This is a genomic window from Corallococcus sp. AS-1-12 (genome assembly GCF_020036995.1).
Classification (GTDB): domain Bacteria; phylum Myxococcota; class Myxococcia; order Myxococcales; family Myxococcaceae; genus Corallococcus.
In genome coordinates this window covers 1-10,578 of sequence record NZ_JAIQDD010000061.1, presented here as the reverse complement: position 1 = coordinate 10,578, position 10,578 = coordinate 1, and the positions used below count along the sequence as shown (strand labels likewise).

Below are 10,578 nucleotides of genomic sequence, written 5' to 3'. Positions count from 1 at the left end.
GGCAAGGAGCTGCTCACCTACGAGACGCGGGACGGGGAGAAGAAGCTACGCAACTGCGAGGCCAACCTGTCCATGGTGCTGCTGCGCTCGCCCGAGTGGCGGGGCACGCTGCGCTTTAACGAGACGTCGAAGGAAATCGAGTTCTCGGGCAGCCCCCTCCGCGCGGACGTGCGGCAGGACGATTTGGACACGGAGATTGCCGTCTGGGTCCAGGGCAGCAGCTACGGGCGCCTGGGCCTCATGCCCCGCCCCGCCCAGGTGCGCGACGTGCTTCGCCAGGTGGCCCACGCCAACGCCTACGACCCGCTTCGGGACTACCTGGAGGGCCTCGTCTGGGACGGCAGGCCGCGCATCGATACCTTCCTGGAGCGCTACCTGGGCGCCACAGGCGACGTGGCGCACCTGCGCACCATCGGACCCAAGTGGCTCATCAGCGCCGTGGCGCGGGCGCTTCGGCCTGGCTGCAAGGTGGACACGGTGCTCATCCTGGAAGGCGCCCAGGGACTCCGGAAGTCCACGGCCTTCCGCGTGCTGGCAGGCGAGTGGTTCAGCGACGCAACGCTGGACATCGGGCATAAGGACTCCGCAGCGCTCGCTTCGCAGTTCTGGATCATCGAGCTTGCGGAGCTGGATGCCGTCCGGCGCGCGGCGGACGTCCAGGCCCTCAAGGCCTACGTGTCGCGCAGCGAGGACACTTACCGCCCCCCTTACGGGCGCGTCACAGTGCGCACGGCGCGGCGGTGCGTCTTCGTCGGCACCACCAACAGCGAGGAGTACCTGCGCAACGACCCGAGTGGCTACCGGCGCTGGTGGCCGGTGCGCTGCACGTCCATCGACATCGAGGCACTGAAGGCGGACCGCGCGCAGGTCTGGGCGGAGGCCGTAGCGCGCTTCCGCCAGGGCGAGAAGTGGTGGCTTTCGGAGGAGGAAGCTCCTCGCGCTGAGTCCCAGGCAAAGGAGCGCAGCGAGACGCCGAACGACGGCAAGCGAGATGCCATCGTCCAGTGGCTCCTTCGCATGCCTCCTGCGCGGCGTCCGGTAGACGTGCCTCTGCTGACCGTGGCGGAGGAAGCGCTGGGCGTCCTGAAGGGCAATCTCAACGCAGCAACGGATAGGGAGATTGCTAGCGTCCTGCGCGATCTCGGTTTCCGGAAGCGCATCCAGAGCGTGGCCACCGTGCGTCGGCGGGTCTGGGTGGTGCCGGAGGCGCTTCGCTCCGCGCCTGAGGAGAAGAGCCCCAGCTTAACCGCAAGTACCGCAATGCATCATGACGCACAGGTACGGTCACGACAATGTAACGAGCCCCTAACCCGCCTGCGTTAGGGGCCCTGAAACCCGCGCCATGTCGCGATGCCCGGATCCTACCGACTAGTTGCCGCCGTTGCCGTCCTTCATGGTCCCTCCTTCCCTATTTCAACCCGAAACTGCGCATCATTCAGACTAGATTCCGATGGCCCCACCCTCCCACAAGCAATTCTTGACTCCTTCGGGAGGTTGCATGAGCGGGAAGCGGCCATCCCCGTAGGTCTCGGTGATCACGCATTGCGCTTCAGGCAGGGAGGTCGAGGCCAACATCACCCTCGTCTCGACAATCATTCGGCCTGAAAAGCCACGCTTCAGAGGGAGTGGCCCCAACAACGTCGTGTTCTCCTTGCCCGGCGCAAGGCGCAGAGCCGCCTCCTCGCTCTGCGCCACCCGATGACGAACATTCGCGGTGGGGCACTTACCCAAGGCGCAGTTGCGCACGAGGATGTAGCTGCCCAGCAAGTTACCGCCGTTGTTCTGCGGCGTTGCTCCCGCGAACCAGTTTCCCCAGACACGGGCGCCCACGACATTCACCGCAACCATGCGCTTAGAGATGTTCTTCGTACGCACGGTGATGAACAACTCACGACCGCTCTTTCCGAGTTCAGCAGTCGCGGACACCTCGATTTCCGGCTGCATCTCAGCTTCGGCCTTCGTGTTAACGATCGGCGTTTGGCTGTCCATCTGGAGATACTGGGCCAGTGCAAGCTTGGTCTGGGCAGCAGCCAGTCCCGCCTGCGCCGCCGCAGCGTCACGCTGGGCTGCGGTAAGCTCCCTCATCAAGCCCCAGTTGTACACACTGAGCGCGAGTGCAAGCAGCGACACCGCCGTCGTCGGCAAAGCCAGCAACGAAACAATCTTCGTCGCACGCTCCACCAGCGCGGGCTTCTCCTTCTCGTCCAGCGTGGGCTGCTGCTCCTTCTCGTCTTCCTCGGACGGCTCCTCGTGGTACGGCGATCCAAACGGATTCATCGGCACCTCGCCAGAAGGAAACTCGCGCAACCTGCCCCGACAGAATCGGTAACGGGCGCCTACCCATTGAGCAAGAGGGTACTCACCTTTTTTATTGCCCCCTTTTGGCCACATTCGCACTCACCGCGACGTCCAATCCAAGCAATCCCAACCAGCCAATAAAAACATGTCTCCCCCACCAACCCAAGTGCCCGTACCCAGCACGACATTTCGCCTGTTCGGAGTGCAGGTGTGACTAAGCGAGCTCTACGGAGTTGCCCCCATTAGTCTGGGGTGGATCGCCCTCGTGAAGGCCTGAAGCAGCAAGCCGTCGAACTTGGCGCCCTTCGCAGCCTGTCCGTCTCCCAGTTACGGAAGTTCGCCCTCTGCGAGCGCGCGTGGTTCTTCGCCAAGGTCCTCCGGCTGCCTGAGCGGCCCCTCAAGGCCCGGGACCTTGGCACCGCAGTCCATGCCCAGTTGGAGCACTACCTGCGCACGGGCGAGGACGTGCTGGGTCCACTAGCGGCGGCCGGCAAGCACCTGCTTCCCGCTCCAGGCCCTGACCTCCTGGTGGAGGAGCACTTCGGCCAGCCCTCCCCTCTCTTCGCGGACGGCATCCCGCTCACCGGCTACATCGACCTCGTCAACCCGCGACGCCTCGCCGAGGGCGTGCTGCGCGTCACGGACCACAAGACGACGAAGTCCATCGCCAGCTACGCCGCCACGCCCGAGCAGCTCGCCTCCGCTGCCCATGACGCCGGCATCCAGATGGTGGGCTACGGCTACTGGGCCGTCCTCGCCTCCGAGCGCTTCCCGGGCCTGAAGCGGCTGGAGCTGGAGCACCTCTATTTCCAGACCCACGGCGCGAAGCTCGCCCGCTCCGTCGTCGCCACCGTCAGCATCGAGCACGTCCGCGACGAGTGGCACACGCACGTCGAGCCGATGGCGCGCCGCATGCGCGACGTCGCGCGGGCCACCTCCCCCAACCAGGTCAAACCTACCTGGAGCGCCTGCCAGAAGTACGGCGGGTGCTCCTTCCAAGCGCAGTGCCTCAACTCGCAGTCGCAAGGAAGCAAGCCAATGGCCCTGATGGACCGCATCCTCAAGCCCCAGCCTCCGCCCGTGCAGCCCGCTGCGTCCACGCCTGCACCGGCCCCCACGACGCCCGTACCCGCCCAGGCGGCACCGGAGCTGGAGCTAGCGGCGGTGCTGCCCCCGGACGCGCCCAAGAGCAACCCGGCGCTGGCGTCCTCCCCCGCGCCCGAGCAGCCCGCTAAGGCGGCCAGTGACGAGGCCCCGCGCCGCAAGCGGCGGACGAAGGCGGAGATGGAGGCCGCCCGCACCGCCGAGCCCACGCGGCCCGCCGAGGCCAGCCTGTCCCTGTTCGTGGACTGCGTGCCCAACTGTCCCGTCGAGCCGCTGGCCGGCTACGTCGGCCGCATGGTGGCGAAGATTGAGCAGGAGTGCGGCGTCGTGGACATCCGCGTCGCCCCCAACGACTCCCCCCTGGCCTACGGGAAGTGGAAGGGCGTCCTGGCTGCCACCATCCGTGCCGAGCCTCCCGAGCCCGGCACCTACGCCGCCCTGGGCGTGGCCGGCAGCGAGCTGATGCAGGTGGCGGTGGAGGCCCTGGAGCCGCTGTGCGGCACGGGGCACTTCGTCCGGGGCGTCCGGTAGCCGAGGGCCGCCCGTGAAGCTCCTCCAGCGCCTTGGCGTGCCCCTGCCATCGTCCCCGCCTCCGGGCAACGTGCCCCAGGTAGCCGAGAACTACTCGCGCACCGGCCGCTCGCCCGTGGGCTGGTCCTCAGACCTGGCCCGCATCCTCGCCCTGCCCCGCCGCGACCTGGCCGCGTCCTACACTGCGGCGGACATCGAGGCGCTGGAGAACCAGCTACGCGCGCCGACAGGCCCGTGTGGCTGCGCGGCCATGTCCCCTGCCCGTCCTTGCCCCACGCGGCTGCGGCGCGTCCAGGCCCTGGCGCTGCTGGAGGCGTCGCGCGTGGGCGGGCTGCTGGGCCCCATCGGCACGGGGCACGGCAAGGAGCTGACCACCTTCCTCATACCCATGGTGATGCCAGCCTGCCGCGTGGCCTGCCTCTTCATCCCCGCCAATCTGCTGCCGCAGTTCACGGCGGAGTGGGACTACTACGGCGCGCACTGGCGCCTTCCCAACCTCGCGGGCGGACGCTGGTTCCGGCCAGGCCTGCCGGTGCTGCACGTCATCACCTACAACAAGCTCTCCAGCCAGGAAGCGACGGACCTGCTGGAGCGCATCCGCCCGGACCTCGTCATCCTCAACGAGGCGCACAACCTCAAGGACCCGAAGGCCTCGCGCACCGGGCGCTTCCTCCGCTACTTCGAGAAGCGTCCGGAGACGCGGCTCGTGGCCCTGTCCGGCACTTTCGCGTCCAAGAGCATCAAGGACTACGCGCACCTGTCGCGACTGGCGCTGCGTGAGGGCTCGCCCCTGCCCCTCGCACATCACGTCGTCGAGGAATGGGGCACGGCGCTGGACCCAGGCAAGGTGATTGCCCCACCTGGCGCGCTGGAGCGTCTGTGCGAGCCCGAGGAGCACGTCCGCGAGGGCTTCCGGCGACGCCGCAACGACACGCGCGGCGTCGTCGCCACGGACGAGAGCGCCCTGGACAAGCCGCTCATCATCCGCCCGCGCTACCCGGGGCCGGTGCCCGTCGAGTTGCTGGCGCTCATCGAGCTGGCGCACGGTGGCGAACGTCCGGATGGGGAGCAGTTCCAGGAGCAGCTCCAGGCCATGGCTTGCGCGCGGCAGCTGTCGGCCGGCTTCTACCACCGCTGGCGCTACCCCAGGGGCGAGCCTCCGGAGCTGATCGAAGAGTGGTTCGCGAAGCGGAAGGCCTGGAACAAGGAGGTATGGGAGGAGCTGAAGGGCGAGCGGCAAGAACACCTGGACTCGCCGGGGCTGCTCACCAAGGCCGCCATCCGCGCGCACATGGTGCCGACCTACGAGGGCGACAAGCCGGTTTGGCAGGCCGCGACGTGGGAGGCATGGGCTGGGATTCACGACGCGGTGCAGCCAGAGCCGCAAGCCGTATGGGTGTCGGACTTCCTCGTGCAGGACGCGGCTGAGTGGGCGCGGACCCAGGTTGGAATCGTCTGGGTGGAGTTTCCGGAGCTGGGCGAGCGGATCGCCCGCGCTGCTGGCATTCCCTTCTACGGCGGGGGACGCGCGGCGTCCGAAGCCATCCTCCAGGAGAGCGGGCGCCGATCCATCGTCGCGAGCATCAAGGCGCACGCGACGGGGAAGAACCTCCAGCAGTTTTGCCGAAACCTTGTGGTGACGCCGCCGTCGGACGGCGCTCTCTGGGAGCAACTCCTCGCGCGCACGCACCGCCCCGGGCAGCAGGCAGCTTGCGTCGAGGTGGACGTGTGTCTTCACACGCAGGACTACGCGGCAGCCCTTGCTACTGCTCGCGAACGAGCAGCATTCATCCAGCAGACTGATGGCCAGCCACAAAAGCTTCTACAATCGCACCCACCACTTCAAAGCAACACTTTCCACTCAAGACCTATTCCTTCACGCCAGCCTCAACGACTTCCGGATAGCGAGAATGCATCTCCCTAACATACCTCTCCCACGCATCCCAGATCGCTTGGACGCAACCCTCGATTGCGGCAACCTGACGTTCATAGATGGCATCATTCTCCCTATAATCGCGCCCGGCGCGATGGGCATTGGCCTTGGCACTAATCACAAATCTCCCACCATCAACTTCATCTGGAATTCGCTCAAAAGCTGAGACCCTGAGATACCCCCGCATTGAGCCAATCACCGCCTCATGAAGCTCTCCAATCCTCTCATCTGAAAATCTATTCTCCGGCAAGCTGGAGTTCCTAACGTACTCATTGAATCTACCAAGCACATCACGATCTTCGTACTGAGGGTAATTCAGACGATACTTTACCCATCCTTGCAGCCACGAGGACGAGACAAGCGCCCAAAGGCGAATTGCCGCTTTGAGATCGACATCCGCCCTCAAAGCACCAGTCTTGGGCTCGCCAAGGGCCCCAATTAGCGCCTGCTCAAATGTTTTAACAAGAGCTTCTCTGGCAACTGCGCGCCGCTCTTGAAACGGCTTGGAAAGAAACGGGAAACGTCGCCCAAGCTTCCTGAGCCATCCAGGCGACGGGCGAAGGACGTAGTCTATCGGCCATTTTCGGTGTCGAAAATCAAAGGGTGGCTCTTCGTCGACCTTCGTTCCAACAGTGTTCCGCACGCCAATAACTCGGGTTTCACCAAGCACCGCCAATGCATACCCCAACTCCAGAGCCACATTCGGATTGGGGGCCGCACGCGGCCGGCGATAAACATGCGTCGCATCGAAAACGAACAAGTCCGACGACCGTATTTTCCTGAGAATTGTCTCAGCAATACTTGGCGTCCCACCAACGTCTTTGGTATCCCGATCTACCGTAATCAAAAGACCCCTGCTCTTTGAGATCTTCTTAACGGCTCGTTCCAGGCAGTCTTCGATAAAATTTCGATTCACCGATGCGTCCGAATCGCTTTGCCACGACCAGAAAACGATCAGCGGCCGAGAATCGCCATCAGCTTCAACCATGGAATCCGCACCCCGAGTCCTGATCAATCATCCAAGCTCCTAGAATTCTTCCTCATTCAACAAGCCACCAAGACTCTTACCATCCACTAGGTGCTTCAGCACTTCCTCCTGAGGCATCTGCACTCCGGCAAATTCGCAAAACTCAACCATCGCCGCCAAGCAGTCACCGGCGCCAATTACCGCCTGTGAATTACAGAGCAAGGGATTCGCCACAAAAAACATCCCCCCCTCCCCCATGTAGAGATTCTTCCCCATAGGGGACCCGTGGGTGATTTTCGACGAGATCGCATAGCCACGCAGATAGGGATCGAGCAACCCAACTGCCGCAGCAATTTTCTTGATACTGTCCGTATCCTGCTCGGCCGTCCAGTTCATGCGCGAGCGGAGCGAGCCATCAGCCTTAAACCACTCGGGACACCTCTTCCTTATATCCTCTTTCTGCGCGTCATTCAGCTTGGGTGCCTTGGCGCTACCAGTCTGATAGCTGAACCTTTCAACATCCGCATATCGCCTAAACCTATCTGCATACTTCATTGGCTCCCGCGAGCCAGCGATGAACTTTATTGTGCAATGTATCTCGAAAGCCGTGCGCGCTTGAAGCACCGTGGCGGCAAGGAGCACGGCCTCTTGCGAATGGACAATCCCTCGAAGGATATCGTGAACTTCAGTCAGCAGTGGCTGCAAAATTCGAGCGGCCTCTTTGTTTTTCGAAATCTTTGAACCAATGCCCTCATGGACAAATGAAAACAACCAGAATGTCCGATGCAGCCAGCTTTCGATTTCGCCTCTTTTGAGTGATTGAAGGTAGCTAGAGAATCGCGGTCCAACATCTGTCGCGAACTCCGTCCAGTTGGCATGGGGCTTCATTGACCCTCCCGTTGCGCCTGCTATGCGCAGCCGCAGGCCGTCTAAGCATAGCCCCAGTGCTTCACCACATGGAGCAACTGCCCCCATTGAGGATGGGACGTCCTTCCGGCGTCCCCCAACGGGAGCAACGTGACATGAGCAACGCAGCACTTTCGCGAATCGTCGGCGCCCAGGCGGCACTCGGGGCGCAGTACCTCAAGGCCGGTCGCTACCGCCTGGAGGTGCAGTCCATCCGCACCAAGGACGGCTTCAAGGGCCTGTCCGCCATCGCTGAGCTGAAGGTGGTGTCCGCCGAGCGGACGCAGCCCGCCAGCGAGCCCAGTCGCATTGGAATGGTGGCCTCCTACGTGGAGAACCTCTCCGACGCGAAGAAGAACGGTGGCGGGCGCTTCAAGGCCTTCGTCATGGCGCTGGCCGGCGCCGAGGAGCAGGAGCTGTCCCTGGAGCAGCTCGCCAAGTTCACTGGTGACAAGCAGGCCGGGGCCTTTCTCCTCATCGACTGCGAGGTCTTCCCCAAGACGCTGCCCGAGAAGGACGGCAAGCCCGGGAAGGTCATCGAGGGCTACCGCTGGAGCACCGTCAGTCCCACAGACGACGAGCTGGCGGCCATCGAGGCGAAGCGCGCCGAGGCGAAGCTGCCAGCCCTCGCCGACGCCCTGGCCTGAGCAGTCCCCTCCCCAACGCAGCTGAGTACTTGGCGCGACTCCCCTACCGCCACGGCTGGCCCACGACACGGGCCTCTTCGTGTTGTGTCCACCTCCCTCTTCAGCTTCGACACCGAGACGCACCTGATTCAACCCGGCCTCCTCGCCCCGCCGCTCGTCTGCGCCTCCATCGCGCATGCGGAACCGGGCAGCGAGCGCCTCCTCTCCACAGCCCAGGCGCGAGACTGGTTCCGAGACGCCCTCTCCTCTCCAGGCATCCACATAACGGGGGCCAACCTCGCCTACGACCTGGGCGTCATGTGCGCGGACGACGCGCGGCTCGTGGATGCTGTCTTCGCTGCCGCCGAAGCCGAGCGCTTGCACGACATCGCCATCCGCGAAGCGCTCATCGACATCGCTCGGGGGCTACACGGCGTGGACCCGGAGACGGGCCGCCAGTTGGGCGACGACGAGGGCGCCCGCTATCCGCTCTCTCTCCTGGTGAAGCGCCACCTGGGCCAGGACATCAGCGCCGAGAAGAAAGCTCCGGACGCGTGGCGCCTGCGCTACGCGGAACTCGACGGCGTGCCGCTGGAGCAGTGGCCCGCCGCCGCCGTGGCCTACCCGAAGCGGGACGCCCGCTTCACCCTGGACGTCCACCTCGCCCAAGAGCGCGTCGCGGCCACTGTCCCCAACGGCGGCAACCTCCACGCGGAAGCCGACCAGGTCCGCGCCGCTCTAGCGCTGCACTTCGCATCCATCTGGGGACTGCGCACCCACGGAGAGCGCGTCGCGGAGCTGCGGCAGCGCGTTGAGGCGGAGTGGAACGCCAACCGCGCACGCTTCCTCGCGGCGGGCATCTTCCGGCCTGATGGCACGAAGGACTCGAAGCGCCTCTCCGCACGCGTCTCAGCCGCCTACAACGGCATGCCGCCCGTCACCTCGCCCTCGGAGCGCTTCCCGGACGGCCAGGTGGCCACCGACAGGGACACGCTCCTCGATTCGGGCGACCCGCTGCTGGAGGAGCTGGGCAAGGCCGGCAAGGTGGACAAGTACCGCTCCACATACCTGGGCAAGCTGGAGGCTGGCGTCGCGGTGCCGCTCAACCCGCGATTCAACGTCCTCGTCTCCACGACGCGCGTCTCCAGCGACTACCAGCAGCTCCCCCAGAAAGGCGGTGTCCGCGAGTGCCACGAGGCCCGCCCCGGCTTCGTCTATTGCTCGGTGGACTACGCGGGCCTGGAGCTGCGCACCATGGCCCAGCGAGCCATCTGGGACGTGGGCTGGTCGCGCATGGCGGAGGCGCTGTTGGCCAGGGAAGACGTCCACACATCCGCCGCCGCGACCTTCCTGGGGGAGAGCTACGCCGCCCTCCTGCCGCGCGTGAAGGCGAAGGACGCCACGGCCACGTCCTTCCGTGCGCTCGCCAAGGTCTTCAACTTCGGAAAGGGCGGCGGCATGGGCGCGGGCGCCATGGCCTACCACGCGCGGGCGAAGGACGACGTCCGCTTCTGCCTATTGGCCAAGGCGGCGGAGACGTGTGGCGTCGAGCGCGTGCCGGTGCGCGTCCAGGGCAAGGTGAAGATGGTCTGCGCCGCGTGCGTGGAAGTTTCCCAGCGCTACGGCGACAGGTGGATGGACGCGTGGCCCGAGCAACGGGAGCTGTTCTCCCGCGCCAGTCGCCTCACCTACGGCGGGCAACTCGTGGACGTGCTCATTCCCGGGGCCAACATCCTCCGGGGCGGGTGCGGCTACACGCAGTGGCTCAACACGCCCTTTCAGGGGCTGGGGGCCGTGGGGGCGAAGCTGGCCACCTGGCGCGTCGCGCGGGAGATGTACACGGCCCGGCACTCCCCTCTCTGGGGCTCCCGGCTCGTCCTCATGGTGCACGACGAGTTGGTGGCGGAGCTGCGCGCGGACTGCCCCAACCGGCTGCACGACGCGGCTGAGCGCATGGCGCACCTCATGCGGCAAGCCATGCGGGAAACGACTCCGGACCTCTCAGATGCCATCGAGGCGGAGCCCGCCCTCTCGCGCGTGCTGTCCAAGGAAGCCGCCACCGTGCGCGACGCTGCAGGGCGTCTTCTGGTGTGGGAGCCAGACGTGAGGGCCGCTGCGTGAACCGCCCGCGCGGCCTGCCCCCATTGCAGTGAGGTGAAGACAGAACTCCTCACGGAACGAATCGCACTGTTTCAGGGCGATGCAGCTCACGT

The 10,578-nt window shown here is 65.2% G+C and carries 8 protein-coding genes; 5 read left to right on the top strand and 3 right to left on the bottom strand.

Annotated features, from left to right (window positions below; translation table 11 throughout):
* Nucleotides 1–1,323, top strand: a 1,323-nt coding sequence (locus K8556_RS38290; RefSeq protein WP_223745088.1) for a virulence-associated E family protein, incomplete at its 5' end; no start/stop codon positions are given.
* A gap of 117 nt (nt 1,324–1,440) precedes the next feature.
* Here the strand turns inward: K8556_RS38290 and K8556_RS38285 are convergent.
* Nucleotides 1,441–2,277, bottom strand: a complete 837-nt coding sequence (locus K8556_RS38285; protein WP_223745087.1) for a hypothetical protein — start codon at nt 2,275–2,277, stop codon at nt 1,441–1,443.
* Nucleotides 2,278–2,550: 273 nt separating this feature from the next.
* Here K8556_RS38285 and K8556_RS38280 point away from each other — a divergent pair, with 273 nt between their 5' ends.
* On the top strand, nt 2,551–3,933 hold the full coding sequence (locus K8556_RS38280; RefSeq protein WP_223745086.1) for a PD-(D/E)XK nuclease family protein: 1,383 nt from the start codon (nt 2,551–2,553) through the stop codon (nt 3,931–3,933).
* Between the two features lie 13 nt (nt 3,934–3,946).
* Nucleotides 3,947–5,857: a DEAD/DEAH box helicase family protein gene (locus K8556_RS38275; RefSeq protein WP_223745085.1), complete on the top strand. Its 1,911-nt coding sequence runs from the start codon at nt 3,947–3,949 to the stop codon at nt 5,855–5,857.
* Here the strand turns inward: K8556_RS38275 and K8556_RS38270 are convergent.
* A complete protein-coding gene (locus K8556_RS38270; RefSeq protein ID WP_223745084.1) occupies nt 5,802–6,854 on the bottom strand; it encodes a nucleotide-binding protein in 1,053 nt (350 codons plus the stop codon). The two genes, K8556_RS38275 and K8556_RS38270, sit on opposite strands and share 56 nt — an antisense overlap.
* Nucleotides 6,855–6,893: 39 nt before the next feature.
* On the bottom strand, nt 6,894–7,721 hold the full coding sequence (locus tag K8556_RS38265) for a DUF5677 domain-containing protein (protein ID WP_223745083.1): 828 nt from the start codon (nt 7,719–7,721) through the stop codon (nt 6,894–6,896).
* Nucleotides 7,722–7,855: 134 nt separating this feature from the next.
* Between K8556_RS38265 and K8556_RS38260 the strand changes: the two genes are divergently transcribed.
* Together K8556_RS38260 and K8556_RS38255 are read left to right on the top strand one after the other, a co-directional pair.
* A complete protein-coding gene (locus K8556_RS38260; protein WP_223745082.1) occupies nt 7,856–8,386 on the top strand; it encodes a hypothetical protein in 531 nt (176 codons plus the stop codon).
* An 84-nt stretch (nt 8,387–8,470) separates the two neighbouring features.
* Nucleotides 8,471–10,486, top strand: coding sequence for a DNA polymerase (locus K8556_RS38255; protein ID WP_223745081.1), 2,016 nt, complete (start codon nt 8,471–8,473; stop codon nt 10,484–10,486).
* The last annotated feature ends 92 nt before the right edge of the window (nt 10,487–10,578 follow it).

Excerpts from the sequence above, each read along its gene's own strand:
- K8556_RS38285 (WP_223745087.1), bottom strand. The coding sequence starts at position 2,277 with ATGAATCCGTTTGGATCGCCGTACCACGAGGAGCCGTCCGAGGAAGAC.
- K8556_RS38270 (WP_223745084.1), bottom strand. The coding sequence starts at position 6,854 with ATGGTTGAAGCTGATGGCGATTCTCGGCCGCTGATCGTTTTCTGGTCG.
- K8556_RS38265 (WP_223745083.1), bottom strand. The coding sequence starts at position 7,721 with ATGAAGCCCCATGCCAACTGGACGGAGTTCGCGACAGATGTTGGACCG.
- K8556_RS38260 (WP_223745082.1), top strand. The coding sequence starts at position 7,856 with ATGAGCAACGCAGCACTTTCGCGAATCGTCGGCGCCCAGGCGGCACTC.